26 protein-coding genes are annotated in these 25,882 nt (G+C 70.1%); 13 read left to right on the forward strand and 13 right to left on the reverse strand.

Annotated elements, in window-relative coordinates; genetic code table 11:
• Nucleotides 1-17 precede the first annotated feature (17 nt).
• The gene (locus ABZX02_RS24270; protein ID WP_355300856.1) at nt 18-692 is read left to right on the forward strand and encodes a response regulator transcription factor; all 675 of its coding nucleotides are present in this window, start codon (nt 18-20) and stop codon (nt 690-692) included.
• On the forward strand, nt 692-1,966 hold the full coding sequence (locus ABZX02_RS24275; protein ID WP_355300858.1) for an ATP-binding protein: 1,275 nt from the start codon (nt 692-694) through the stop codon (nt 1,964-1,966). Before ABZX02_RS24270 ends, ABZX02_RS24275 begins: the two co-directional genes overlap by 1 nt.
• Here ABZX02_RS24275 and ABZX02_RS24280 read toward each other — a convergent pair.
• The 3 genes from ABZX02_RS24280 to ABZX02_RS24290 form a co-directional block, all read right to left on the reverse strand.
• Nucleotides 1,963-2,499, reverse strand: coding sequence for a GtrA family protein (locus tag ABZX02_RS24280; protein WP_355300860.1), 537 nt, complete (start codon nt 2,497-2,499; stop codon nt 1,963-1,965). The genes ABZX02_RS24275 and ABZX02_RS24280 overlap by 4 nt on opposite strands.
• Entirely contained in the window at nt 2,429-3,007 is a 579-nt protein-coding gene (locus ABZX02_RS24285) for a GtrA family protein (RefSeq protein ID WP_355301068.1), read from the reverse strand. The genes ABZX02_RS24280 and ABZX02_RS24285 overlap by 71 nt, the downstream gene beginning before the upstream one ends.
• Nucleotides 3,008-3,140: 133 nt before the next feature.
• Nucleotides 3,141-5,387 (reverse strand): sigma-70 family RNA polymerase sigma factor, encoded by a 2,247-nt coding sequence (locus ABZX02_RS24290; RefSeq protein WP_355300861.1) that lies wholly within the window; start codon nt 5,385-5,387, stop codon nt 3,141-3,143.
• A gap of 142 nt (nt 5,388-5,529) precedes the next feature.
• On the opposite strand from ABZX02_RS24290, the gene ABZX02_RS24295 reads away from it, so the two are divergent.
• From ABZX02_RS24295 to ABZX02_RS24325, 7 genes are all read left to right on the forward strand, one after another.
• Nucleotides 5,530-6,297: a GGDEF domain-containing protein gene (locus ABZX02_RS24295; RefSeq protein ID WP_355300863.1), complete on the forward strand. Its 768-nt coding sequence runs from the start codon at nt 5,530-5,532 to the stop codon at nt 6,295-6,297.
• Between the two features lie 111 nt (nt 6,298-6,408).
• Nucleotides 6,409-6,789, forward strand: a complete 381-nt coding sequence (locus ABZX02_RS24300; RefSeq protein ID WP_355300865.1) for a GntR family transcriptional regulator — start codon at nt 6,409-6,411, stop codon at nt 6,787-6,789.
• A gap of 17 nt (nt 6,790-6,806) precedes the next feature.
• Nucleotides 6,807-7,580 (forward strand): ABC transporter ATP-binding protein, encoded by a 774-nt coding sequence (locus ABZX02_RS24305; protein WP_355300867.1) that lies wholly within the window; start codon nt 6,807-6,809, stop codon nt 7,578-7,580.
• Entirely contained in the window at nt 7,577-8,689 is a 1,113-nt protein-coding gene (locus ABZX02_RS24310) for a hypothetical protein (RefSeq protein ID WP_355300869.1), read from the forward strand. Before ABZX02_RS24305 ends, ABZX02_RS24310 begins: the two co-directional genes overlap by 4 nt.
• Nucleotides 8,690-8,784: 95 nt before the next feature.
• Complete coding sequence (locus ABZX02_RS24315) at nt 8,785-9,972, forward strand: 5-(carboxyamino)imidazole ribonucleotide synthase (RefSeq protein ID WP_355300871.1); 1,188 nt, start codon at nt 8,785-8,787, stop codon at nt 9,970-9,972.
• Nucleotides 9,969-10,457: a 5-(carboxyamino)imidazole ribonucleotide mutase gene (purE, locus tag ABZX02_RS24320; RefSeq protein WP_355300873.1), complete on the forward strand. Its 489-nt coding sequence runs from the start codon at nt 9,969-9,971 to the stop codon at nt 10,455-10,457. Before ABZX02_RS24315 ends, purE begins: the two co-directional genes overlap by 4 nt.
• 78 nt (nt 10,458-10,535) lie before the next feature.
• Complete coding sequence (locus ABZX02_RS24325) at nt 10,536-11,699, forward strand: acyl-CoA dehydrogenase family protein (RefSeq protein ID WP_355300875.1); 1,164 nt, start codon at nt 10,536-10,538, stop codon at nt 11,697-11,699.
• A 24-nt stretch (nt 11,700-11,723) separates the two neighbouring features.
• Here the strand turns inward: ABZX02_RS24325 and ABZX02_RS24330 are convergent, their stop codons facing one another.
• The 4 genes from ABZX02_RS24330 to ABZX02_RS24345 all read right to left on the reverse strand — a co-directional run bounded on the left by ABZX02_RS24330 (nt 11,724) and on the right by ABZX02_RS24345 (nt 14,324).
• Nucleotides 11,724-12,770 (reverse strand): hypothetical protein, encoded by a 1,047-nt coding sequence (locus ABZX02_RS24330; protein WP_355300877.1) that lies wholly within the window; start codon nt 12,768-12,770, stop codon nt 11,724-11,726.
• Between the two features lie 58 nt (nt 12,771-12,828).
• Entirely contained in the window at nt 12,829-13,296 is a 468-nt protein-coding gene (locus ABZX02_RS24335) for a macro domain-containing protein (protein WP_355300879.1), read from the reverse strand.
• 225 nt (nt 13,297-13,521) lie between these two features.
• Nucleotides 13,522-14,001 carry an SRPBCC family protein gene (locus ABZX02_RS24340; RefSeq protein WP_355300881.1) on the reverse strand — a complete coding sequence of 160 codons (480 nt, stop codon included), beginning with the start codon at nt 13,999-14,001 and terminating at the stop codon, nt 13,522-13,524.
• Nucleotides 13,998-14,324 (reverse strand): metalloregulator ArsR/SmtB family transcription factor, encoded by a 327-nt coding sequence (locus tag ABZX02_RS24345; RefSeq protein ID WP_355300883.1) that lies wholly within the window; start codon nt 14,322-14,324, stop codon nt 13,998-14,000. Before ABZX02_RS24345 ends, ABZX02_RS24340 begins: the two co-directional genes overlap by 4 nt.
• 358 nt (nt 14,325-14,682) lie before the next feature.
• On the opposite strand from ABZX02_RS24345, the gene ABZX02_RS24350 reads away from it, so the two are divergent.
• On the forward strand, nt 14,683-15,447 hold the full coding sequence (locus tag ABZX02_RS24350; RefSeq protein ID WP_355300885.1) for an META domain-containing protein: 765 nt from the start codon (nt 14,683-14,685) through the stop codon (nt 15,445-15,447).
• Nucleotides 15,448-15,483: 36 nt separating this feature from the next.
• On the opposite strand, the gene ABZX02_RS24355 is transcribed toward ABZX02_RS24350, so the two are convergent.
• Complete coding sequence (locus ABZX02_RS24355; protein WP_355300887.1) at nt 15,484-16,044, reverse strand: hypothetical protein; 561 nt, start codon at nt 16,042-16,044, stop codon at nt 15,484-15,486.
• Between the two features lie 156 nt (nt 16,045-16,200).
• Here ABZX02_RS24355 and ABZX02_RS24360 point away from each other — a divergent pair, with 156 nt between their 5' ends.
• Entirely contained in the window at nt 16,201-16,617 is a 417-nt protein-coding gene (locus ABZX02_RS24360; protein ID WP_355300889.1) for a DoxX family protein, read from the forward strand.
• On the opposite strand, the gene ABZX02_RS24365 is transcribed toward ABZX02_RS24360, so the two are convergent.
• The 3 genes from ABZX02_RS24365 to ABZX02_RS24375 all read right to left on the reverse strand — a co-directional run bounded on the left by ABZX02_RS24365 (nt 16,598) and on the right by ABZX02_RS24375 (nt 20,099).
• On the reverse strand, nt 16,598-17,281 hold the full coding sequence (locus tag ABZX02_RS24365) for a TIGR03089 family protein (RefSeq protein WP_355300890.1): 684 nt from the start codon (nt 17,279-17,281) through the stop codon (nt 16,598-16,600). The genes ABZX02_RS24360 and ABZX02_RS24365 overlap by 20 nt on opposite strands.
• Nucleotides 17,282-17,290: 9 nt before the next feature.
• Nucleotides 17,291-18,478 carry an LCP family protein gene (locus tag ABZX02_RS24370; RefSeq protein ID WP_355300892.1) on the reverse strand — a complete coding sequence of 396 codons (1,188 nt, stop codon included), beginning with the start codon at nt 18,476-18,478 and terminating at the stop codon, nt 17,291-17,293.
• A gap of 67 nt (nt 18,479-18,545) precedes the next feature.
• Nucleotides 18,546-20,099 carry an LCP family protein gene (locus tag ABZX02_RS24375; protein ID WP_355300894.1) on the reverse strand — a complete coding sequence of 518 codons (1,554 nt, stop codon included), beginning with the start codon at nt 20,097-20,099 and terminating at the stop codon, nt 18,546-18,548.
• A gap of 126 nt (nt 20,100-20,225) precedes the next feature.
• Between ABZX02_RS24375 and rfbB the strand changes: the two genes are divergently transcribed.
• Nucleotides 20,226-21,212, forward strand: coding sequence for a dTDP-glucose 4,6-dehydratase (gene rfbB / locus ABZX02_RS24380; protein ID WP_355300895.1), 987 nt, complete (start codon nt 20,226-20,228; stop codon nt 21,210-21,212).
• 3 nt (nt 21,213-21,215) lie between these two features.
• Nucleotides 21,216-22,064, forward strand: a complete 849-nt coding sequence (rfbD, locus tag ABZX02_RS24385) for a dTDP-4-dehydrorhamnose reductase (RefSeq protein WP_355300897.1) — start codon at nt 21,216-21,218, stop codon at nt 22,062-22,064.
• Nucleotides 22,065-22,301: 237 nt separating this feature from the next.
• Here rfbD and ABZX02_RS24390 read toward each other — a convergent pair whose 3' ends face one another.
• On the reverse strand, nt 22,302-23,393 hold the full coding sequence (locus ABZX02_RS24390; RefSeq protein ID WP_355300899.1) for a glycosyltransferase family 1 protein: 1,092 nt from the start codon (nt 23,391-23,393) through the stop codon (nt 22,302-22,304).
• Complete coding sequence (locus tag ABZX02_RS24395; RefSeq protein WP_355300901.1) at nt 23,394-25,880, reverse strand: glycosyltransferase; 2,487 nt, start codon at nt 25,878-25,880, stop codon at nt 23,394-23,396.
• Nucleotides 25,881-25,882 lie beyond the last annotated feature (2 nt).

The raw sequence follows: 25,882 nt of genomic DNA on the forward strand, positions 1-25,882 counted from the left end.
CGAATACGCTGGGGTCCGTGAGCGTGGTGTTGCTGGCCGAGGACGACCCGGCCATCGCGGAACCCCTCTCCCGCGCGTTGACGCGGGAGGGGTATTCGGTTCAGGTCGTCGGCGACGGGCCGAGCGCCTTCGAGGCCGCCATCGCCGGGGGAGTCGACCTCCTGGTGCTGGACCTCGGCCTGCCCGGCATGGACGGCCTGGAGGTGTGCCGCCGGCTGCGGCAGAGCGGCAGGAGCGTGCCCGTGCTGATGCTCACCGCGAGGGCCGACGAGGTCGACTTCGTGGTCGGGCTCGACGCGGGCGCGGACGACTACGTCGCCAAGCCGTTCCGGCTGGCCGAGCTGATGGCGCGCATCCGGGCACTGCTGCGCCGCCGCGCGCCGGGCACGCTGGAGGTCAACGGCGTGCGCGTCGACCTGGCCGCCCGCCGCGTCACGGTCGACGGCGGCGAGATCCAGCTGGCGAACAAGGAGTTCGAGCTCCTCAAGGTGCTGATCCAGCGCGCGGGCCAGGTCGTGAGCCGCGACGAGATCCTGTCCGAGGTCTGGAACGACCCGGACCTCAAGGGCAGCAAGACGCTCGACATGCACATGTCGTGGCTGCGCCGGAAGCTCAGCGACGGCACCCCGAACTCCTCCGAGAAGCGCATCGCGACCGTGCGCGGCCGCGGTTTCCGCTTCAACGCCGACTAGTGCGCCGCCGCATCCTGCGGGCGATCCTGCTCGCCGTCGCCGTCACGGGGTTCGTGCTGGGCCTGCCGCTCGGCTACTCGGCGCTGACCCTCGTCGAGGACACCGCCCGCGGCAGCCTCACCGAGCAGGCCCAGCGGATCGCCACGAGGCTCGACGACCAGCTCGCCAAGCAGCAGGTCATCGACATCGAGGAGGTCCGCGTCGCCATCCCGGCGGAGGGCCGCCTGACGGTCGTCTCGGGAGGCTCCACCAAGGTCACCGGCCCCTCGCCGGGCGACAACCCGCTGACCGTCGAACTGCCGATAGCCCAGGAGGGCTCCGTCCGGCTGGAGATCCCGTCCGGCCCGATGCACACCCAGCAGGCCCAGGTCGCGGGCTTGGTGCTGCTGCTCCTCGCGGTCTCCGTCGGCACCGGCACGATCGTCGCCCTGGTGACGGCGCAAACGCTTGCCAAACCGCTGGGCCACGTGGCCGCCCGCGCGTCCCGGCTCGGCGCCGGCGACTTCCGCGCCGACGAGCAGCGCTACAACATCCAGGAGCTCGACGCGGTCTCCGACGCCCTCGACACCTCCGCGACGGCGCTGGCCCGCTTGGTGCAGCGCGAACGCGAGCTCGTCGGCGACGTCTCCCACCAGCTGCGCAGCCGCCTCACGGCCCTGCAACTGCGGCTGGAGGCGCTGGCCGAGCACCCGGAACCCGACACCGCCGCCGAGGCCCGCGCCGCGTTGGAGCAGGCCGAACGCCTCGCCGCCGTGCTGGACGAACTGCTCGCCGCCGCCCGTGCGGCCCGTGCCGTCGGCGCCGAACCGCTGGAGCTGCGGCCCGCGCTGACCGTGATCGCCGACGAGTGGCGCGAGCAGGTCCGCAGCCAGGGCAGGTCGTTGCGCGTCCGCGTTCCCGAGGGCTTGCTGGCCCGCGCGACTCCGGCTCGTCTGCGTGAGGCCATCGGTGTGCTGCTGGACAACGCACTGCGCCATGGCGAGGGACCGGTCGTGGTCACCGCACGCAGCGAGGAAGGCACCGTCGTCGTAGAGGTCAGCGACGGGGGAGCGGGTGTGCCGGACGAACTGGCCGCGCACATCTTCGAGCGCGGCGTCTCCGGCGGCGGCTCCACGGGTGTGGGGCTCGCGCTCGCCAGGGCGCTGGTGGACGCGGACGGCGGCAGGCTGGAGCTCTCGACCGCGCGTCCGGCGACGTTCGCGGTGTTCCTGCCGAAGCCGAAGGCCCAGGACGTGGTGGGCGTGTCCTGGAAGACGCCGAGCACCCCTCGTTAGGAGTGCCCCAACTCCTTCTCGTCCTCGATCGTCCGGCCGGCGCCGCGGACGTTCTCCTCCGGGAAGACCCAGTTCTTGTAGCCGTACCAGCGGAACGCCATCGCGATGAGCGTGCCGACGATCTGCGCGCTCAGGAAGTCCGAGATCTCCTCGGTGAGCCGCGACACGTGCGGCTCCTGCAGGTGGAACGCGTACCGCGACACCCACAGCGGTGCGGAGTTCAGCACGATGCCGATGCCGTTGACCAGGAAGAACAGCAGTGCCTCGTGGTGCCGCTCGCGGCCGCCGCGGGTGCGGAACGACCACTCCCGGTTCAGGATGTACGACACGATCGTGGCGACCAGGGTCGCGATGATCTTCGCCGTCACCGGGTTGTTCGGCAGGACCACGGTCTTGATCCCGAAGAACAGGACCGTGTCGATCACGAAGCAGGTGCCCCCGACCAGGGCGAACTTGACTAGTTCACGATGCTTCAGCGCGATCGACCGGATCGGCTCCGGAAACCGCGAGATCACTGTTTCGCCTAGGGACACGGGGCGAGTCTACGGAGATCGGGTGAACGCGGCGGTCCGGGCGCGCGCCCGCGTCCGGGAAGACCCAGCGGCGCATCGCCCAGAACTTGAAGCCCGTGGCGAGCAGCATGCCGATGATCGAGCCCGACACGAAGTCCGCGATCTCCTCGGTGAGCACGGAGACGAACGGGGCCTGCAGGCCGAACAGGTGCCGCGACAGCCACAGCGGGACGATGTTGATCGCCACGCCCAGGCCGCTGACCAGGAAGAACAGCGCGGCCTCGTGGTGGCGTTCGCGGCCGCCGCGGGTGTGGAACGACCACTCGCGCGACAGGACGTACGAGGCGATGATCGCCACCAGCACGCCGATGACCTTCGCCGTGACGACCTTGTCGGTCAGGACGGTGAGCTTCAGCGCGTACCAGACGCCGTTGTCGATGAGGAACGTCGTGCCGCCGACCAGCGCGAACCTGATCAGCTCGCGGTGCTTGTGCAACAGGAACTGGACTGGTTCCGGCAACCGGCTCATGGCACGGCGAACGACTGGCAGCACCGCGCCAGCTTACGGATCTAGATAACGGTGCCCGCCTCCGGGTGTTACATACCGCGACACAGAGCGTTCTGACCTGCACGTTCCGTGACGATCGAAGATCAACTTTTGATCAACTCCGCGGCGGTTCGCAGTCCGGCCAGCCCAGGATCGGGCCGAGCAGCCCCGGCACGAGGCCGGTCGGCGGTTCGCACGGCTCCTCGTTGCGCGGCGGCGTGGTCGACGGAGGCGGCGACGGCGGGGTGGTCGACGGCGGGATCTCCGGTGTCGAGGGCTCCGTCGGTCCCGTCGGCTCGGTCGGCCCCGTGGGCTGCGTCGGTCCGGTCGGCTCGGTCGGTCCGGTCGGCTTCGTGGGGTCCGTCGGCCGCGTCGGCTTCGTGGGCTCGGTGGGCTTCGTCGTCGTGGTCGTCGGCGGGACCGTGGTGGTCGTCGTCGGCGGGTTCGGCGGTTCCTCGCCCGGCGGGTGCTCCGGCCAGCCCTTCATCGGCACGGTCACGGACTTGGTCGCGTTGCCGAGCGCGGCCGTCACCGTGACGTCGCCGCCGTGGCGCCCGAACGCCCAGAAGGACATCCGGAACCGGTCGCCCTTGTCCAGGTCGGAGACGCAGCGGATCGACCGCTTGTCCACCTGCCGGCACTGGCGGTACGGCGCGAAGACGACGAGGTCCCTGGTCGAGGTGATGTCGAGCTTGAGAGTGCCCGCGCGCGGACCGGTGTTGCGCACCGAGACATCGGCGCGCGGGTTGTGCCACCACACGTCGTGCCACGTCTTCACGGACAGCTCGAGGTCGTCGTTCACCGGCGGGACGTTGACCTCGACGCTGATGTTCACCGAGACCGACGTGCCCGCGCTGATGACACCGGTGATCGTGCCGGGCACGGCGGAGTCGGTGGCGCGCAGCCGGAAGTGGAACGTCGCCTGCCCGCCCGGCGCGATGCCCTGCGGCGTCACGCAGGTGATCGTGCCGGTGCCGGCGGGGCAGTTCACCGTCTGGTCGGCCGAGCCGTCCGGCTGCAGCAGCCGCGCACCGGCGAAGCCCGCGGGACCGCCGGTCGACACGACGCCCGGCGGCAGGTTCAGCACCATGCTCGCGGGCGGCGCGGTGGTGCCGCCGGTGTTGCGCACGGTGATCGGGAAGTCCTTGGGCTCCTCGCCCGGCGTCAGCGTGTACCCGCTCGGCGTGGTCGGCGTGAGCGACGGCGGCGCGGGGGCGGGCGGTTCCGGAGCCGGGGGTTCCTCGGCCGGGGGAGCGGGCGGTGCCGGCGGTTCCGAGGGAGGCGGCTCCGTCGTCGTGGCCGGCGGCGGCTCGGTCGTGGGCGAGGGAGCGGGCGGGACCGGGGCGGGCGGGACCGGCCGGGGCGGCGGCTGGACCTGCGTCTGGCTGGGCGGGGCCTCGGCCTGCACGACCGGGGTCTGCTGCTCGCCGCCGCTCGCCGCCAGCGCGATCACCACGGCCGCGGCCACGGCGGCCGCCGAACCACCGACCGTGACGAGCTGGCGGGGGATCGCGGCACCGACGGCGCCCGCGCCACCCGCGGCCGCTCCCGCGCCGACGACGGCCGTGGTCGTGCCGACCGCCACCAGGTAGGTCGCGGCGCCGACGCCGAGCACCAGCGGGGCGACGAAGATCCGCAGCGAGCCGTTGACGTCCGCGAGCTCGGCGGCGAGCGCCCGGCACCGGCCGCACTCGTCGAGGTGCGTCTCGACCTGGGTGGCCTCGCGCTTGGACAGGCCGCCGCGGGTCCACGCGCCGAGCCGGTCGACGGTCGCGCGGCAGCGTTCCGCGTCGGTGTCGGCCAGGTGCATCTGCAGGTACTGCTGCTTGAGGCCTTCGCGCGCGCGGTAGGCGAGCGCGGACACGCCGTTGGCCGTCAGCCCGAGCAGCGGGGCGACCTCGGCGGGCGACTGGCCCTCGATCTCGGTGTGCCAGAGCACCATCTGCCAGCGCTCGGGCAGGGCGGCGAACGCGCGGGCCGCCATGGACTTCTCCAGCCCCGCCACGGCCGTGTCGCTGAACGCCACCGGCGGCGCGACGTCGGTCATGTCCTCGGTGAGGTCGACCTTCTTGTCGCGGCGGGTCTTGTCGTACGCGGTGTGGCGCAGGGCCGTGAGCAGGTACGCGCGGAACGCCGAGTCGGGGCCGCGGCCGGCGCGGAGCGTGTCCAGCACCTTCGCGAACGCCTCGGACACGAGGTCGTCGGCCTCGGCCTGCGAGCGCGCCAACTGGCGGGCGAGGTTGTAGGCCGCCGAGACGTGGCGTTCGTACAACTGGCCGTAGGCGTCGATGGTCCCGCCGCGCACGGACTCGATGAGTTCCGCGTCGCTGGGCCCCTGGACGTCTGCAGGAACGATCGCCACAGTCTTTGTTTCCCTCCCACGCGGCGCTCAGTGTGACTTACGGCGGCTGGCGCAGTCATCTGAATCCCCCGCGCGGGTTGCGTCACGAATCGGCGACGGGCGCGTCTCCCACCTGGAATCGGGCGAACTGAAGGGAGACCGGGTGGGTGTCGCACAAGCGGAACGCCTGCTGAAGTCGAGGTGGCGGACCGCCACCATGGCTGCCGGCTGGGCGTTCCCCGCAGACTGGCCGCTCGCCGAGGTCGACGAGGTGTGCGCGGCGATGCTGGAGGACGCCGACCCCGGCGACGCGCTGGTCCGGCTGGGCCGCGCCCGCGCCGAGGCCGGAGCGGGCCTGAGCGAGACGCTGATGGACCTCGCCGCGCTGCACGCCGTGCTGACCGACCAGTCGCACGCCGTGGCGCCGGACGTCGACGCGCTCCCTTCGCAGATGCTGCGCATGACAGCGCTGGGATGGGCGGACGTGGTGACGAAGCAGGCCGGCGACTGCGCGGCCGAAGATCCTCTGACCGGGCTGGCGACGGCCGCGTACCTGCGCACACGGCTGGGTGAGGTGTACCGGGAGACACCGGTCGCCTCTCTCGACTACGCCCTCGTGCTCTTGCGACTCGATGTGCACCGTGCGTCCGGGTGGTCCCGTGTCGTCGCGATGACGCTCGCGTCCGATGCGTTGCGCACGGTTTTCGACGGTGGGGAGACGTTGGCGACCCTCGGCCCGTGCGTGGCCGCGGTGCTCGTACGTCGCGACGAACTCCTTGCCCGAAGAGTCTCGAACCTGCGGGTCCTGGCGGCCGACCGGCTCGCCGACGACCCCCACGTCCGGCCGGTCGGCCCCGCGAAGGTCTGGGTCGAGCAGCTGCCGGACACGCACGCCGAGGCGCGTGCGCTCCTCACCTCGCTCGGGCGCTGAACCCCCTGTCCCGCGCCCAGCGGCCTCCCCGTGTCCCCACCGGGGTCGCTTCCCAACACACTCAGAAGTGTTCTATTGTCCTAGTTCACTAGAACAATCTGGGGAGCGTGCGTGGTCGAGTTCCACGTTGACCGCGGTAGTGGCTATCCCGCGTACCTGCAGCTCGGACAGCAGGTCAGGGAGGCTTTGCGGCTCGGCTGGTTGCAGCCGGGCGATCGCCTGCCGACGGTCCGCGACGTCGTCGCCACGAGCGGCGTGAACGCGAACACCGTGCTCAAGGCCTACCGCGAGCTCGAGCTCGCCGGCCTCGTCGAAGCCCGTCAGGGCTCCGGCACCTTCGTCAAGGCCTCCTTGGGGTCCGCCGCCCCCGAGGACCTGGACCCGTTGCGCGCCAAGCTCGCCGCGTGGGTCGCGGAGGCACGCTCCGCCGGGTTGGAGGACGAGGACGTCAACGCGCTGATGCGCGAGGTGCTGAGTGGGGGAACGCAATGAGCGTTATTGCGGCCGGAGTGTCGAAATGGGCGTTGCGCGACGTCTCCTTCGAGCTGCCGCCGGGCAGCGTCACGGCGATGGTCGGGGCCAACGGCTCTGGCAAGTCGACGCTGCTCAACGTGCTGGCCGGGCACCTGCTCCCGGCGTCGGGTCACTCGTCGATCGCGGGTCGCGTGGCGTACGTGCCGCAGCACAAGCCGATGTACAAGTCGTTCAAGGTCAAGGACGTGCTGGAGTTCGGCCGTCGCATGAACGCCGTCTGGGACGCGCAGCGCGCCGAGCAGTGGCTCAACCGGTTCCGGATCCCGCGCAAGCTCCAGATCGAGGACCTGTCGGGCGGCCAGCGCACGCACGTGACGCTCGCGCTGGCGCTGGGATCACGCCCGGACGTGCTGATGCTGGACGAACCGCTGGCCGAGCTCGACCCGCTCGCCCGCCGCAAGGTGATGAGCGAGCTGCTGACCGAGGTCAGCGACAACGGCATGACGCTGGTCTTCTCCACGCACGTCGTGGCCGAGATCAGCGGCGTGGCCGACCGCCTGCTGCTGCTGGCCGACGGGCGGCTGATCATGGACGGTGACACGGACGAGCTGCTGGAGCAGCACGTCCTCTACACCGGTCCGCACTCGTCGAGCTCGCCCGTGGAAGGGCGCGTGGTGCTGGCGAAGCACGGCCGGTCGCAGTCGTCGTACCTGGTGCGGTCGGGCGGTGCGCGGATCGACGAACCGTGGTCCGCGCGGTACGTGACGCTGGAGGAGCTCGTCGTGGCACACCTGGAGCGTGCGCTGTGAAGCTGGAATCACTCGTCTGGCTGACCTGGCGCCAGCACCGCTGGGCGATCGTCAGCGTCTCGGTCGTCGCCCTGCTCGCCGTCTACGGTCTCGCGACCACGGAGGCGGGCGACGCGGTCAAGAGCATGATGCCGATCGCCGGGTTCTACGCGCTCATGGTGCAGCTCGCGTTCGGCGCGCTGATCGGCATGACCCTGGGCGCGCCGCTGATCGCCCGCGAGCTTGAGGAGCGCACGTACTTCGTGGCCTGGGGCCAGGACGTCACGCCCGCGGAGTGGTTGCGCGGCAAGCTGATCGTCCTCGGCGGCGTGGCCGTCGTGCTGGCCGCGCTGGTCGGCAACGGCGACGGCTTCACCGGGTCTCAGGACACGTGGGCCGGGTTCGAGGCCAACTCTCTCGTGCAGGTCGGGTACGCGTTGTTGGGCCTCTCTCTGGGCACGCTTCTCGGTCTGTTGACCCGCCACGTGCTGACGGCCATCGCCGGGACACTTGTGTTCTTCACGCTCACGCGGATGTTCCTGTCCATGGCGCTGCGCGACCACTACCTCCCGCCGGAGCGCTCGATCGCGCGCTGGGAGGCCACCGCGCAGGTGCCGTACCGGAGTCTGGAGCTCGGGCGCGGCTTCGTCGGCGAGGACCTGGAGCCGGTGGACGTGCTGGCCCGGTGCCAGACGGGCATCAACGAGAACACCTGCATGCGCAACGCGAGGGCGGCCATCGGTACGTACGTCGAGTACCAGCCGGTCGAGCGCATGACGGCGTTCCAGATCATCGAGTTCGTGCTGTGCGCGCTGATCGCGGCGGGCGTGTTCGCGTTGGTGTTCCGCCTCATGCGCAACGGCGGCGGGTGGAAGCCCTCGCGTTCACACCGCCGGCTCGGCTCGCCGGTGCCGGACGACACGTCGGACCCGGGGCAGGAGCCCGACGTGGACGCCGCGCGGCAGGGCGAGGTCGTGATCGTCTCCGAGTCCGGGCCCGAGGTGGTGGTCGACCAGCCCGACTCCTCACCCGACTCCTCACCCGGCGCCGAGCCCGCGGATTCCCCGGCGGAGCCCGCTCCCGGTGAGCAGAGCCCGCCCGCGACCACCGCCTCCCGTACCGAGGGGTAGCGCGCAGCCCGGCCGGACGGCCCCGCTGGGGGTGGGGCCGCTCCGCCGGTGCTGGTGGTGAGCACCGGTGAAGCCGCAGGTAGAATGCCTGAACCGTGGACTCTCGTACCCGTCTCCCCGTCGTCGGAATGATCGGCGGCGGGCAGCTCGCCCGCATGACGCACCAGGCCGCGATCCCCCTCGGGCAGTCGCTGCGCGTGCTCGCAGTCTCCGAGAACGACCCCGCCGCCCTCGTCGCGCGCGACGTCGTGCTCGGCACGCACACCGACCTGGACGCGCTGCGCGCGTTCGCCAAGGGCTGCGAGGTGGTCACGTTTGACCACGAGCACGTGCCGGGCGACCACCTGCGCGCGCTGGTCGCCGAGGGCGTGAAGGTGCACCCCGGCCCGGACGCGCTGCAGTACGCGCAGGACAAGCTGAAGATGCGCGTGCGGCTGGCCGAGCTGGGGCTGCCGGTGCCGCCGTTCGCCGAGGTGCACGACGTCCGCGACGTGCTGAAGTTCGGCGCGGAGAACGGCTGGCCGTGCGTGCTGAAGGCGATCCGCGGCGGCTACGACGGCCGCGGCGTGTGGATGCTGAACACCCCGCAGAGCGCCGAGCGGGTCGTGCCCGAGCTGCTGGAGGCCGGGACGCCGTTGATGGTCGAGCAGTGCGTGCCGATGCGCCGCGAGCTGGCCGCCGTCGTGGCGCGCTCGCCGTTCGGGCAGGGCGCGGCGTGGCCGGTCGTCGAGACCGTGCAGTCCGACGGCATCTGCGTCGAGGTGCTCGCGCCCGCCCCGTCGCTCGACGGCGCGGAGGCCCAGGAGCTGGCCCTGAAGGTCGCCGACGCGCTGGGAGTCGTCGGCGTGCTGGCCGTCGAGCTGTTCGAGACCGCCGACGGCGTGGTCGTGAACGAGCTCGCGATGCGTCCGCACAACTCGGGCCACTGGTCGATCGAGGGCGCCCGCACCTCGCAGTTCGAGCAGCACCTGCGCGCCGTCCTGGACTACCCGCTCGGCCGCACGGACCTGATGGCGCCGGCCGTCGTGATGGCGAACGTCCTCGGCGCCACCGAACCGCCCGCGATGGGCCCCGACGAGCGCGTGCACCACCTGTTCGCCCGGTTCCCGGACGCGCACGTGCACCTCTACGGCAAGGAGGAACGGCCGGGCCGCAAGGTCGGGCACGTGACGTTCCTCGGCAACGACATGTCCGAGGTCCGCCAGCGCGCGCGGCTCGCCGCCGACTGGCTGTCCACGGGCGTTTGGTCAGACGGATTCGACATTCACGGGAGCGCGGAGTGACTCAGGTTGGCGTGATCATGGGCAGCGACTCGGACTGGCCGGTGATGAAGGCGGCCGCCGAAGCCCTCGCCGAGTTCGGTGTCGAGTACGAGGTCAGCGTCGTCTCCGCGCACCGCACCGTGCAACGCATGATCGACTACGCGAACACCGCAGCGTCCCGAGGCCTGCGCGCGATCATCGCCGGCGCCGGCGGCGCCGCCCACCTGCCCGGCATGGTCGCCTCCGCCACCGTGCTCCCGGTGATCGGCGTCCCCGTGCCGCTGAAGTACCTCGACGGCATGGACTCCCTGCTCTCGATCGTGCAGATGCCCGCGGGCATCCCGGTCGCGACCATGGCCATCGGCGGCGCCCGCAACGCCGGCCTGATGGCCGTCCGCATCCTGGCCGCCTCCGACCCGGCCCTGCAGGAACGCATCGCCCGCTTCCAGGCAGAACTCGAGCAGCTCGTACTAGACAAGGACGCGACGCTGCAGAAGTCCCTCTGAGTGCTCAACAGCACAGCAGCGCCCGACGTGAACGGGCGCTAACATCGTGCCGAGTACTCGCTACTGGGAGGTAACAAGGTGAACCCGAGCTTCGGCACCTATCAGCTCGCCGAGGAGCACGAGGCGCTGCGAGAGGCCGTCCGCTCGCTCGCCGAGAAGGAGATCAAGCCGTACGCGGCCGAGGTCGACGAGAACGAGCGCTTCCCGGTAGAGGCCCACAACGCCCTGGTCAAGGCGGGCTTCGCAGCCGTCCACGTGCCCGAGGACTACGACGGCCAGGGCGCGGACTCGGTCGCGACCTGCATCGTCATCGAGGAGGTGGCGCGCGTCTGCGCGTCCTCCTCGCTGATCCCGGCCGTGAACAAGCTCGGCACGATGCCGATCCTCCTCTCGGCCTCCGACGAGCTGAAGCAGCTCGTCATGCCGTCCATCGCCTCGGGCGAGGCCATGGCCTCCTACGCCCTGTCCGAGCGCGAGGCGGGCTCCGACACCGCGTCGATGCGCACCCGCGCCGTCCAGGACGGCTCGAACTGGGTGCTCAACGGCACCAAGTGCTGGATCACCAACGCCGGCGAGTCCACCTGGTACACCGTCATGGCCGTGACGGACCCCCAGGCGGCCAAGAAGTCCGCGGGCATCTCGGCGTTCGTCGTGCACAAGGACGACCCGGGCTTCTCGGTGGGCCCGAAGGAGCGCAAGCTCGGCATCAAGGGCTCGCCGACCCGCGAGATCTACTTCGAGAACTGCACGATCCCGGAGAACCGGATCATCGGCGAACCGGGCGCGGGCCTGAAGACGGCTCTTCGCACGTTGGACCACACGCGTCCGACGATCGGCGCCCAGGCCGTGGGCATCGCGCAGGGTGCCCTCGAAGCCGCGGTCGCGTACGTCAAGGACCGCAAGCAGTTCGGCAAGTCCATTTCGGACTTCCAGGGCGTCCAGTTCATGCTGGCCGACATGGCGATGAAGATCGAGGCGGCCCGCCACATGGTCTACGTCGCCGCCGCGAAGGCGGAGCGCGGGGAGCCGAACATCGGCTTCATCACCGCCGCCGCCAAGTGCTTCGCCTCCGACGTGGCCATGGAGGTGACCACCGACGCGGTGCAGCTGTTCGGTGGCGCCGGGTACACGCGGGACTTCCCGGTCGAGCGGATGATGCGGGACGCGAAGATCACGCAGATCTACGAGGGCACGAACCAGATCCAGCGCGTCGTGATGTCGCGCGCCGTGCTCAACGGCTGACGCTGTCGGTGGGGGGAGCCAGGTCTAGCCCTGGCTCCCCATCCTGGCCTTCTCCTCAACGAGCGTGTCCCATCCGGTGAACGTGGAGTCGAAGAACTCTCTGGTCACCGGATGCAGGACCAGGCAGATGTCCGTGAGGAAGAGGTACACAGTGGTGAACCACGGGTCATCGATTTGTGCGACCTCTTTCATGACGATCAAAGCCTTGCGGACGGTCGCGACCTCATCCGGGAGCAGGCGGTCGAACTCTTCGATCGTCACGGCACCCAGGTGACCGGCGAGCAGAATCAGGTTGCTGCGGGAGGACTCGGAGCTGTCCATGCTCACTTCGACGCCTGATGCAGCTGCTGCGTGCACGATCAATGCCACCCTGGGGCTGTTGCGGATGTACGCGTCGATTGAGTCAGCGTCGATCCGGATCTCCAGGTCTCCCCGCTTCACGTTGTCCGTGTACTCATGCGACAACTGTCGAGTCGAGTTCCTGATCGCGGAGAATTGCTCGTCCGCCATCTCGAACAACGCGCTGAGCCTGAACAGCTGGCGCTTCAGCGATGCTGGGACCTCTTCGATCCGCTTGTAGCTCAGCTTGTGGTCGACCGACGCCCAGGCGTGCTGGAGCGTTGTCCGCACTTGAATCTCGACCGCGACATCCGAGTACAACTCCCACTCCGGCAAGCCGCGTCGGCTTTCGCCCAGGCGGATCACGAGGTGGTTCGAGGCATACCCGAACTGGTCGGGGGCGAGTGCGTCCTGCTTGTTGGCCGAGTGCTCCTCCAGCACGTCGAACTGCGCGCGCAGCAGCTCGACGATCTGGTCCACGTCCTCGACGTAGTACGCGATCACCCGGATGCCGACCAGGTCGGTCATCTCCTTCAACGGATCGGCGTACTTGCCCGCCTTGCGGCCGATCTTCTCGGCGAAGCTCTCCACCGTCTTGGCCCGACGGTCGACCTGGACGACGTCGACCTTCTTCCGGATGATCGTCTCCACGAGGCCGCGCAGGCTGTTCGCGTACTCCACGTACCGCGGACGAACCTTCTCGTACTCGGCCTTCCAGTCGGGCGAGGTCACTGCGGCTCCAGATCTCGGTGGCGGTGCACGCCCTTGATCGGAGCCGACCGACCGGGCATTACAAGCCAAGTCGCGTGGCATTCTCCGGGCTGTGGACCACGACGGTCGCGTCCAGTGCCCCGAGCTTCTCCACGATCAACGGCTCGACGTCGCTCCACGAGAGCCTGCCCAACCCGGCCCCGAGCGGCGGCACCGCCACCGACCGCAACCCGAGCTCCCCGATCACCCGAGCGAGGTCGTCCAACCCCGCCGCCACATCGGACAGCCGGGACCGCGACCGGAAGTGCCCCTTGGTCGGAAAGCTGATGAAGCACCGCTCCAGCGAGACCACGTGCACCCGCCCGAGCCGCACCTCGCCGGCCGCACAGGCAGCCGCGTACGCCTCGAAGTAAGCCGGATAGCGCTGCTTGAACTGCAGCGCCAACCCCTTGCCCATCACCCCGACGCAGTTCACCGCGTTGACGAGCGCCTCGACGTCGGCGTCCAACAGGTCGCCGGAACCCTGCACGATCACAAGCCGCATCATGCAGGGCACCACCGACAAAAACGGGCGACTAAGCAGCCGTACAAGTGCCGAGAGCCTCGCCCACCGCACCTTGCGCGCCCCAGCGCGCACGGCGACTCGGCCGTGAGCGACTTGTCTGCGAGCTGCTGCGAGCAGGCGACCGAACGTAACCAGACAACGAGAACCCGTTGGCACACGAGGTGACTACGCACCGAGAACGGCCACTGTGGACCGTCCGCCCCAGCCTCAGAGCGAAGCGATGACCTCGCCCAGGCGCTCGTACGAACGCCCCGCCCCGTCCGCCATTCCGGTGGCCAGCACGGCGTCACGCGCCTCCTGCGACACCAGCGTCATGGTCGAGGTCATGACGGTCCGCCCGCCCTCCTCGACGAACGTCACGGTCGTCACCGCCGGCGGGTTGTCCTCGAAGTGCTCGGTGTTCACGATCCGCGAGTGCGGCGTGACCTCGGTGTACTCGCCGTACATCTCGAACGCGCCGGAGCCGTCCGGCTGCGCCCAGCCGTAGCGCCACTTGCCGCCCACACGGAGGTCGACCTCGCAGATCGGCATCTCCCAGCCGTCGGGGCCGAGCAGCCAGCGGCGCAGCAGCGCGGGATCCGTGAAAGCCTTCCACACCAACGAAGCGGGCGCGTCGAACGTGCGCGACATCGCGATCTCGGTGTCGGACGGCAGGGTGACGGTGGTGCCGAACTTGACGGTGGTCATGACTCGTTCTCCTTCATCTCGGTCAAGAGCTCGTCCAGGCGTGCGTAGCTCGCATCCCAGAAGCGGCGGTAGTTCTCAGCCCACACAGCAACCTCCTTGAGAGGTGTCGCATCGAGCTGGCAAGGACGCCACTGGGCCTCCCTGCCGCGAGTGATCAGGCCTGCCTTCTCCAGCACGCGCAGGTGTTTGGAGATCGCCGGGCCGCTGATGTCGAACGGCTCGGAGAGCTCCTTCACCGTTGCCGGGCCCTCGGTGAGCCGCGCGAGGATCGCCCGGCGGGTCGGGTCCGCCAGTGCGGCGAAGGTGGCGCTCAGCTGGTCCATCTCGTACCTAACCACTTGGTTATCTAACCTCTGGGTTAAGTAGAGCTCCGGAGGCGCCGCGTGTCAAGCCCCAGGTGCGGATCATGGCCGGACGCGCAGATGGCAGCCTGGCCAGGACCTCCGAAGACAGGGTCCAGACGGTTGCCGCAGTCGAGGAGCGCTGGACCTCGGAACGCATGGTCGGCGCAGGCTCCTGCCACCGTTCAGGCCAGGTCCGCACGCCGGCCTTCGGGTCGTGCGGGCAGCATCGAGGGCGTCGCACCCTCGGCGGCACGCCGTGACGTCGAATCTTCCGCGGACCGGTCGCGGCGAACCCGCTCCGGGCAACCATAACCACGCGACGCTCCGTCCTACGCGCATGAGCATCCGAACCGCCCTCGCCGCACTGCTGCTGGTGACCGCCACCGCGGCCTGCGGCGGTCCGTCCGCGGGCCAGGGGGTGACCCTGCGGGGCAAGGTCTACGTCTCGTCTTCCGTCACCGACCAGGGCAAGCCGCGCGCCGTGGTCGAGGGCACGAGGGTGGAGCTCAGGTTCACCGACGACGGCCGGCTCATCGCCAACGCCGGCTGCAACCAGATGCAGGGCCCGGTGAGCCTCGACGACGGCAGGATCTCCGTCGCGGAACTCGGCGTCACCGCGATGGGCTGCCCCAAGCCCGAACTGCACGAGCAGGACGACTGGCTGGCCGGGGTGATCGAGGCGAAGCCGACCTGGAAGCTCGACGGCACCACCCTCGTCGTCACCGGCGCGAACGCGGAGATCGTCCTCGCGCCGGAACAGCCCGCCACCCTGGAGGGCACCTGGACCGTCGACGGCCTGGTCACCAACGACGCGGTCTCGTCCGTGCCGGAGGGCGCGCGGGCCACCGTCGTCTTCGCGAACGGCACCATCGCCATCGACACCGGCTGCAACATGAACGGCGCCGCGGTGCCGTACCAGCTGGAGGGCAAGACGATGAAGGTGACGCTCGGACCCACCACGCGGAAGTCCTGCGGGCCGGGCGACGAGGTGGAGACGGCGGTCGTGCAGACCTTCGAGGGCGGTGCGACAGGCTTTGCGATCGACCGCTCCACGTTGAGCCTCACCAACGCGTCGGGCACGGGGCTGAAGCTCCGGAAGTGAACCGGGCCGGGCGTCGTCGCCCGGCCCCGTTCGGCCTCACTCGCCGTCGCGTTCTCGGACGGCCTGGACCCGGCGGGCCTGGGTCGTCTCGAAGCGCTCGGCGTCCTCTTCGCCGATCTCCACGACCTCGTAGTCGTCCCTGCCCCACCTGATGCGGTTCATCACGTCGGTGCGGGCCCACTCGAGGCTGGTGGTGAACGTCTCCTCGGTGCGCCCGTCCACCCGTACGACGGCGTGAGGGTTCTCGAGCGTGTCGGGGACGCCGACCAGCGCGTAGTACCTGTACCTGGGGGCCATCTTCGAATGATCACCTGTGCCCAGCGCGCGACCGCCTGCTCGGTGGGCGTCCCGCTCGCGGGCGTCTGCGGTCCGACGAGCCTGGCTCGCTTCGAAGCGGTTCGCGTCCTCCTCGCCGATCTCCACCACCTCGAAGTCGTCGCGCCCCGTTCGGATCCGGTCCATCAGATCGGTGCGCGACCACCGGAGATCCGTCTTGAAGCTCTCCGCGAACTGGCCGCCCACGCGCACCACCGCGAACGGGTCCGCCAGGGTGTCGCGGAGGCCGAGCAACGCGTAGTACCTGTACCTGAGGGGCATAGCTCGATGATCGCCCAATCGAGACCCGCCCACCTGCGAACCTAAGGACTCGCTGTTGGTTTCCTGTCGAACCCGTGAGGTCGTTCAAATCTGCACTAGTTTTGGTTCGAGGTTGAACGACCTACAGCGGAACGACAGGATCGGGGAGCAAACATCATGGTCAAGGACATCGCCGCACTCATCGGCCGGATCGCCGTCGGCATCGTGTTCGTCGCGCACGGCTGGCAGAAGTTCACCGAGTTCGGCATGGCCGGCACCGCCGGGTCGTTCGACAAGATGGGGGTGCCGTTGCCGACGCTGTCCGCGTGGTTCGCCGCGTCGGTGGAGCTCGCCGGTGGCCTCGCGCTGATCGCCGGCGTGGCGCTGCCCGTGGTCGGGGTGCTGCTCGCGGTCGACATGCTCGGCGCGTGGGTGCTCGTGCACCTGCCCAACGGGCTGCTCGGCGAGGGCGGGGCGGAGCTGGTGATCGTGCTCGGTGCCGCTGCCCTCGCGCTCGGCTTCAACGGTGGCGCCTACGCGCTGGACCGCGTGCTGTTCAAGAACAACAAGGTGCTCAACCCAGCTGCCGCGTGACCTTCTCGTTGTCCCGGCGCGCGGCCAGCAGGCCCGCGTCGGGATTGCTCACGTGGACGAGCGAGCCGCCGGCGGCCAGGACGGACAGGAAGCCTTCCAGGACACCGGAAGGCACGTTCCACTCCAGAGTGGACAGAACTCGGTCGTCGGGGGCGAACTCCGCTCCGAGCTCCCGTGCCGCCGCGACCACCTCGTCCACCGTCAGGTCGCCGAGGGCCGGCGTGGCGCCCGGAGTTGGTTGCCACGGCGTGAAGTCGTCGCCGTGGGCGCGCGAGTCGTCCAGGTAGTCGATCGGGGCGCCGGCGCCCCGGCCCCACACGTCCAGTGAGGCGATGGCCACGACCTCCGCGTCCGCGGTGCCGCCGGGGGGCACGACCGCGACCTTGGCCTCCTGGCCCGCGCCGACGACGTGGGCGCCGCACCACCAGGCGCCGAGCAGCAGGCCCGCCGTCTGCCAGTGTGCGGGCAGCAGCACGGCGACCGGGTCACCCGGTTCGACGTCGTGCTCGTCGCGCAGCCAGTTCGCGGTCTTCGCCGCCCAGTTCGCGGTGGTGGCGCGGGACAGCTCCATGCGGGTGCCGGCCGCGTCGTCGAAGTGCGTGATCAGCGGACGGCCCGGGTCGGCCTTCAGCAGGGGCGTGAAGAGGATCTCGGTCACGCTCACGCGGTACTCCTAGTCGACGCAGGGCACATCCTGTTGGGCCGCGACAGCGGGGAAGCCGTCCAGCGAGAGCAGCTTTTCAGGGCCGAACCGCGACGGCTCGGCCGGGGTGGTCGTCGACGGCGCGGGCTTCGGGGTCTCGCCGATCAGCTGGGCGACCCACGCCTTCACGGCCTCGCGGTCCACCGTCACGACGCTCTGCCCGCGCTCGTTGCGGGCGTCGATGTTCGTGACCGGGATCGTGGCGAACTCCACGTTGCCCGACGCGAGGCCCTGCGCCTGCGCCGCCAGCGTCGCGAGGTCGAGTTTCTGGTCCACCACAACGGACTTCGACACCGCGTCGAGCAGGCCGCTCATCTTGCCGGGGTCGGTGAACGTGCCGGCGGACAGCAGCTGCTTCATCGCCTGCGACATGAACACCTGCTGCCGCGCGATGCGACCCAGGTCACCGCCCGGCATGTTCCGCTGCCGCACGAACGACAGCGCGTCGCCGCCCGAGATCGTCTGCGGGCCCGCGCGGAAGTTCGCGCCCGAGTTCGGGTCCGACGTGCCCGCCTTCAGGCACACCTGCACGCCGCCGATCACCTCGGTCAGCAGGTAGAAGCCGTAGAGGTTGATCTCCGCGTAGTGGTCGACCCGCATGCCCGTGAGGTCCTGCACGGCCTGCACCAGCGCCTTGCGCCCGGCCTCGTCCGACCGGCGCTCGCGCTCGGCCTGGTCGCTCACGCCCTCGGCCTGCAGCCGTTCCGCGGTCAGGAACTTCACCGCGCCGTACGCGGAGTTGATCTTGTCTTCGCGGTAGCCGGCGATCGGCAGGTACGTGTCGCGCGGGATCGAGATGGCGCTCGCCTTGCCGCCGTTGCGGGGCACGCGCATCACGATGATCGTGTCCGTGTTCACCGTGTCGGTGCCCTCGGTGCGCAGCTTGCGCAACACGTCCGCGGGCAGCGGCCTGCCCTGTGCGTCCGTCCGGCTGTCGCTGCCCACCAGCAGGATGTCGATCGCGCCGTCCTCGACGGGCGGCGAGTTCGGGATGTCCTCCAGCACCTGGAGGATCTGCGTGGTGTTGGTGTTCTGCTTCACCAGCCGCAGCGCGGTCCAGAAGTAGCCGGAGAACACCAGCGTCGTCACGGCCACCAACGCGACCACCACACGGCCCAGTACCCGTGCGGTTTTCTTGGCGCGTGCGGCAGTGCTCAACGTCTGACCCTTCGTGGACTGATTTGCCTTCTCAGCGTAACTATCGGAAGCCCGTTACACCGGGATTTCAGTTCACGCAGACCAGTCCGCCCGCCGTGATCGGCGGGGTGCTGCTGGTGCTCACGGCCGACGACGTACCGGTGCCGGGAGCGCCCTGGGGGTCGATGTCCTCCGAGTCGTCGGGCGCCTGGTAGTCGCCGCCGACGAAGACCTGGATCTGTCCCTTTCGGACGGACGCCGACTCCTCGACCTGAACGCCCGAGCCGAGTTCCGCGGCCACCTTGCGTGCCGCGCCCTCCTCGCCGGCGGCGTACCGGACGACGGTCGTGTCGCTGTTCTGCGGCGCCGAGTCGACGGGACCGCGCTGGAAACCCTTGGCGGTCAACGAGTTCATCACCTGCGACGCGAGACCCTGGATGCCCGCCGCGTTGTAGACCGCCACGGTGATCGCGGAGTTCGGCGGCGCGGGCAGCGTGGTGGTGGTCGTCGGCACGGCGCTGCTGCTCTTCGAGCCCTTGTCCGAGGCGAGGTCGGTGATGAACTTGCGCACCTGAGCGGGGTTCACCGGCAGGACGTTGCCGTCGCTGTAGGTGTCCGTCGGGTCGCCCACCGGAATCGTCTTGAACTCGAAGTTGCCGCCGACGAGGCCCTGCATCTGCTCGGCGAACGTGGTGACGTCCCAGCCGGAGCTGAGGATCACGGACTTCTGCACGGCCTCGACGAGCCCGTTGAGCTTGGTCGGGTCGGTCAGCGTGCCGGTCGAGAGCACCTTCTTCGCGAGCGCGCCGATGAACACCTGCTGGCGCACGATGCGGTCGAGGTCCCCGCCGGGCAGGTTCTGGCGCTGCCGCACGAACGACAACGCCGAGCGGCCCTCGATCGTCTGCTGGCCCGCCTGGAAGTTCGCGCCGGAGTCGCGGTCCGAGGTCGGCGCCTTTAGGCACACCTCGACGCCGCCGATGGCCTGCGTGACCTCGTAGAAGCTCGCGAGGTTCACCTCGGCGTAGCGGTCGACGCGCACCGCGCCACCGGACATGTTCTCGATGGTCTTGATCAGCGTCTTGCGGCCGGCGGCCATCGACTCGGTGCGGATGCGTGCCTCGTCGGTCACGCCCTGTGCCCGCAGCTCCTGGTCGACCGTGTTGCGCTGCCGCGCGAACGCCGAGTTGAGCTTGTGCTTGCCGAAGCCGTCGGCGATCTCGACGTAGGAGTCGCGGGGGAACGAGATCGCCACCGCGCGCGTGCCGTCCACCGGGATGTGCACGAGGATCATCGTGTCGGTGTTCTGCTCGCCGTCGGGGATGCCGCCGTTCAGCAGGGCCAGCACCTCGTCCGACAGCGGGTTGCCCTGCGCGTCGGTGCGGCTGTCCATGCCGACCAGCAGGATGTCGACCGCGCCGTCGAGCGGCTTGGGGCCCTGGACGGTGACGTCGGCGCCGATGACGTCGGTCTTCACGATGCCTTCGTTCGTCGTGCGCAGCTTGTTCCAGCCATACGACGTGACGAGGAGCACAGCGACCGACACGAGCGTGACGAAGGTCTTCCCGGCCGCGAGGAAAGCGCGGAATGCCGCGGACGGCCGGGTGTGCGCCACCCTGACCGGCAGAGTCCTGCCTTCCACAGCCGTTTCCTCCCCCACCACACCGAGTTTAGACGTTTATAGGTCACACGACGTGACGTTGCTGTGGGTTGCAGCGATGACGAAGGTGACAGACTGCTGTCGGGGTACACCACGGGAGGAAATGGCATGCGCGTACTGGTGACAGGTGGGGCCGGGTTCATCGGCTCGCACTACGTGCGGGAGTTGGTGAGCGGGTCCTACCCGGCGTTCGCCGGTGCCGAAGTGGTGGTGCTCGACAAGCTCACCTACGCGGGCAGCGAGACCAACCTCGCGCCGGTCGCGGGCAAGTTCGAGTTCGTCCAGGGCGACATCTGCGACGCCGAGGTGGTCACCGAGCAGATGCGCGGCGTGGACGTGGTCGTGCACTTCGCGGCCGAGTCCCACGTCGACCGGTCGATCACCGGATCGGCGGATTTCGTGCTCACGAACGTCCTGGGCACCCAGACGCTGCTCCAGGGCGCTCTCGACGCGGGCGTGGGCAAGTTCGTGCACGTCTCGACGGACGAGGTCTACGGCTCGATCGAGCACGGCTCGTGGAGCGAGACGCACATCCTCGAACCGAACTCGCCGTACTCGGCCTCCAAGGCCTCCTCGGACCTCCTGGCGCGCGCGTTCCACCGCACGCACGGACTGCCGGTGAGCATCACCCGGTGTTCGAACAACTACGGCCCGTACCAGTTCCCGGAGAAGGTGATCCCGCTCTTCGTCACCAACCTGATCGACGGGAGGAACGTGCCGCTCTACGGCGACGGCCTGAACGTGCGCGACTGGCTGCACGTGGCCGACCACTGCCGGGGCATCCAGCTCGTCGCCGAGGGCGGCCGGCCGGGCGAGATCTACAACATCGGCGGCGGCACCGAGCTCACCAACCGCGAGCTGACCGAGAAGCTGCTCGCCGCGACGGGCCGCGACTGGTCCGCCGTCGAGCCCGTCCAGGACCGCAAGGGTCACGACCGCCGCTACTCGGTCGACATCTCCAAGATCGCCTCCGAGCTCGGCTACGCGCCGCAGGTCGACTTCACCGCCGGTCTCGCCGACACGGTCGAGTGGTACCGCGAGAACCGCGCCTGGTGGGAGCCGCTCAAGGAGCGCGCCGTGCTGGTGAAGGGCTGACCGGTGATCCTCGTTCCCGGTGGTCGCGGCCAGCTCGGCCACGACCTGGCGGCCCTGTCCGCCGACGTCCGCGCCCTGTCCTCGGCCGACCTCGACGTGACGAAGGTGACGGCGGACGACCTGGCCGGCGCGACCGCGGTGATCAACTGCGCCGCGTACACCGCCGTCGACGCCGCCGAGACCGACGAGGAACGCGCGTACGCGGTCAACGGCATCGGTCCCGGGCTGCTCGCGCAGGCCTGCGCGTCGGCCGGCATCCCGCTGATCCACGTCTCGACGGACTACGTGTTCTCCGGCGAGGGCGTGCGGCCGTACGAGACGACGGACCCGGTCGGCCCGAAGTCCGCGTACGGACGCACGAAGCTCGAGGGCGAACGCCGCGTGCTCGAAGCGGGCGGGTACGTCGTGCGCACCTCGTGGGTGTACGGCGTCAACGGCTCGAACTTCGTGAAGACCATGGCGGCGCTGGAGTCCTCGCGCGAGACCCTGTCCGTTGTGGACGACCAGGCCGGTGCGCCCACGTGGTCGCACGACCTCGCCGCCGGGCTGCTGGAGCTCGCCGCGGTGCTGCCGGAGACCCGGCTGCTGCACGCGACCGGCGGCGGCGAGACGACGTGGTTCCGTTTCGCACAGGCCATTTTCGAGGAGCTCGGCGCCGACCCGTCGCGCGTGCGGCCGTGCACCACGGCGGACTTCCCGCGCCCGGCCCCGCGACCTGCCTACTCGGTGCTGTCGGGGGCGGCGTGGGCAGCGGCGGGACTGCGCCCGTTGCCGCAGTGGCGCAGCGCCCTTTCGGCGGCGTTCGCGGCGGGAGTGGTAGCTCCCCGTGCCGGGGCTGCGCCATTGGAGTGACCGGTCTGGCACGGGCGTTCCGAGTGCGGCACGCTTTTCCGCATGTTCGATTCCGGGCGCACGCCTGCGCGTCCCGTGACCGAGGATTCCGATCGGCAGCGATTCCTGAAGTGCGTTGCCGTCGTCACGGGCTCGCGGCAGGTGTCGATGAGCCAGCTCGACAAGCGTTCGCCGAGGCCGCACTCTCGGTGAAGTCGTTGGGGCGTCAGGTCTTCCTGACGCCCGCCGACGCAGTTCTCAGGCCCTGCTCCGCCGGTACGCCTCGACCGTCTTCTCCGCGCACCTCCGCCAGGTGAACCCTGCCGCGTAGGCCCGTCGTTCGCTCTGGGCCTCCGGGGTCTCCGGCGCCGCCACGGCCTGGGCCAGCCCGTCCGCCAGCGCCTCGACGTCACCGACCGGCACGTGCACCGCGTGCCCGCCGGCGACCTCGCGCAGCGCGGGCACGTCCGAGCACACCACGGGCACGTTGCAGGCCAACGCCTCCAGCACCGGCAGGCCGAAGCCCTCGTCCCGCGACGGCAGCACCAGCGCCGTGGCACCCGCCACGACCGATCGCAGGTGCACGTCCGACAGGTACCCGGTCCGCAGCACCCGACCGTCCACACCGGACCGGCCGGGTCCGACGATCACGAGCGGCGGCAGCGACGGGTCCGACGCGTGCGCCTTGACCAGGTACTCCAGGCCCTTGCGCGGCCCGTCGGCACCCACGAACAGCAGGTACTCCGACGGCAGCCCGAGCCGGCCGCGCAACGTCGGCGACGGCGCGCGCGAGGCGAACCACGCCGGGTCGACGCCCAGTGGCGTCACGACGATCTTGTCCAGCGGCACGGAGAACCGGTCCGCCACGACGTTCGCGACGGCCGCGGTCGGCGTGCAGATCACGTCCGCGCGCTGGGCCGAAAGCCGGACGAGCTCCGGCAGCCTGCGGTCGGACGGCGGCAGGTCGCCGGGCGCGTCCAGGAACGCGAGGTCGTGGATCGTGACGACCTTGCCCGCCCGCACGGTCGGCGGCAGCACGAAGTTCGTCGCGTGCATGACGTCGGAGAACCCGGCCAGCATCTCGACGGGCGGGAACGGCGCGCGCAGCCAGAGCTGGCGCAACGCCCGTGCCGCGACGGGCAGGCCGCGCGCAGTCACGTCGTGCGGCAGCACCGTCCGCAACGCGCGCCAGCCGCGCAGCGTGAACGCCACGGCCCGCACGTCGACGTCGTCCGACATCGACGCCAGTTCCTCGGCCAGCGCCGCCGTGTAGCGGCCGATGCCGGTCCGGTGTCCGAGCAGGGGGGTGCCGTCGAGCAGCACCTTGAGGGGTTTCGGGGATCTCGCCATCTACCTACCGCCACGCGCGATCTTGCGCAGACGCCCCGTCGCCCGCTTGGCCAACTCGGTCGGTCCACCCGCGTCCAGGTACTCGCGCACCAGCAGCAGGTCCCGCTTCACCTTGTCCGTCGTGCTCAGCCCCGGTGTGCGCACCAGGGGGGCCGAGCCCGGCAGACGGTCCGCTGCGGGCCTGGGGTTGCGGCAGAACTCGGCCAGCGGCGCGAGTGCCGTCTCCCAGGTGAACCGCTCACGGACGACGGCGATGCGCTCGCGGCACCCGGCCGCGAACTCCTCGTCGTAGAGCACCTTCTCCAACGCGTCGGCGAGCGCCTCCGGGTCCTCCGGGGGCACGACGACGCCCAAACCCTCCCGCAGCACCAGGTCCGCGAACGAGTCGCCGGACGTGGTGACGATCGGCAGTCCCGCCCACAGGTAGTCGAGCACCCGCGTGCGGAACGCGAACGTGGTCTCCACGTGCTCGTAGTGCGTGGTGACACCGCAGTTCGCGTCGAGCAGCCAGTTCTGCCGCTCGGTGTAGGGCACCCACCCGTCGTTGAAGAACACGGTCTCGCCGGTCAGCCCCAACTGTGCGGACAGCGCCCGCGTCTGGCCGGCGATGTCCATGTCCGGGACCTCGGGGTTCGGGTGCTTCATGCCGAGGAAGTACAGCTTCGCGGACGGCTGCCGCGTGCGCAGGTGGCTCATCGCCTCGATCAGCGACAGCGGGTCGAACCAGCTGTAGACGCCACCGGCCCAGATCACCACCTTGTCCGCGTCCGTCACGCCCGGCACGACGCCCTTGATCGCCGGGCCGGTGCGCTGCGGCGGCTTGCCCGACAGTCCGAAGGGGACGATCCCCAGCAGCGACTGCGTGGTGGGGTCGTTGTCGTACAACGTCGGCGTGAGCCGGCCGAGCGCGGCTAGGTGGCCGAGCCAGAAGTGCCGCTGGCGTTCGGACGCGCACAGGAAGAAGTCGCCGCGTTCGAGCTGGGTGTTGAGCACCTTGGTGACGGCGGCGAGGTCCAGGGCGCGCTTGTCGTCGGCCTTGTCCTTGCCCTGCTCCAGCAGCTCCAGGTGCATCGGGTCGTACATGTCGCAGACCACGATCTTGGTCGACGACTCCTTCTTCAGCTCGCCGACCATCTCCAGCGCGTGGCCCTGCAGCACCACCACGTCCGCCCACGCGACGTGCGGCGGCAGTTCCTTCGGCCGGGCCCGCTCGACGGCGAACGGGGCGTCGGGCGGCGCGCACAGCGGGTTCGTCGTGACGAGGCGGACCTGGTGCTCGCCGGACAGCACGTCCGCCATGTGCCAGGCGCGGATCGCGGGACCGGCCATCCGGTCGGAGATCGCGTCGCCGGTGATCACCAGGATCTTGCGCGGCCTGCCGAACACGTCCTCGAGGCCCAGCACGTCGACGAGGATGTCGTGCGCGGCCAGGTAGCGCGGCAGGGGATAGGCGGGCTCCAACGCCTTGCGCATCAACGGCACCAGGTCGGTGTCCGACATGCGGCGCGCGGCCTGCTCCTTCTCGCGGGACTTGGCGAGGGACGGCATCGCCTCGACGAACTGGTCGATCGCGAGGAACCCGGCGAGCGCCTGGCGCGACATCCCGACCGGCTCGCGGTCGGCCACGGGGTCGGCCGGGCGGCGGGTGATCTCCAACTGCTTCGGGTCGATCTCACCGCGGGCCGTCGCGCGGCGCACGCACAGCGCCAGGGCGGCCGGCAGGACCTTCGCGAGCGTCTCGTCGGAGAAGTTCTTGTACAGCGACATGAGCGCGTTGCGCTCCAGCAGGTACAGCTCGCGGCTGTGGTCGATCGAGCTCATCGACGCGTGGTGCTTGTGGAACGTGAGCGACGCCGGCTCGTAGCGGACCCGCCAGCCGCGCAGGTTGAGCCGCCAGCCGAGGTCGACGTCCTCGTAGAACATGAAGAACCGCTCGTCGAACCCGCCGAGCTGCTTGTAGACCTCGGTGCGCACGAACATCGCGCTGCCGGTGCCGAACAGCACGTCCTTCGGGCCGTCGTGGCTGCCGTCGTCGGCCTGGCCCGCGTGCCGCTTGTAGCCCATGCCGAACCAGGTCAGGCCGCCGTCGACGAAGTCGATCTTCTCGCCGTCCCAGTCGAGGACCTTGCTCGCGACCGACGCGACGGCCGGTTCGCTGTGGAAGACCCTGATCGCGGCCTTGATCCAGTTCCGGTCGGCGCGCGCGTCGTTGTTGAGGAACGCGAGGATGCCGCCCGTGGCGTGCTCGACGCCGAGGTTGCAGCCGCCCGCGAAACCGAGGTTCTCCGGCGAGGTGACGATCTGCGCGCCCGGCAGCTCGGCCTTCAGCCGTGCGGTGTCGTGCGCCTCGTTGTCGACGACGACCACCTGGAGCAGCTCGGCCGGGTAGTCGACCTCGGCCAGCCCGCGCACGCAGGTGATGGTGTCCTCCGCGCCTCGGTAGTTCACGACGACGACGGACACGACGGGCAGCGAGGCTCGATCCACGG

The organism is Lentzea sp. NPDC003310 (assembly GCF_040610935.1).
GTDB lineage: Bacteria > Actinomycetota > Actinomycetes > Mycobacteriales > Pseudonocardiaceae > Lentzea.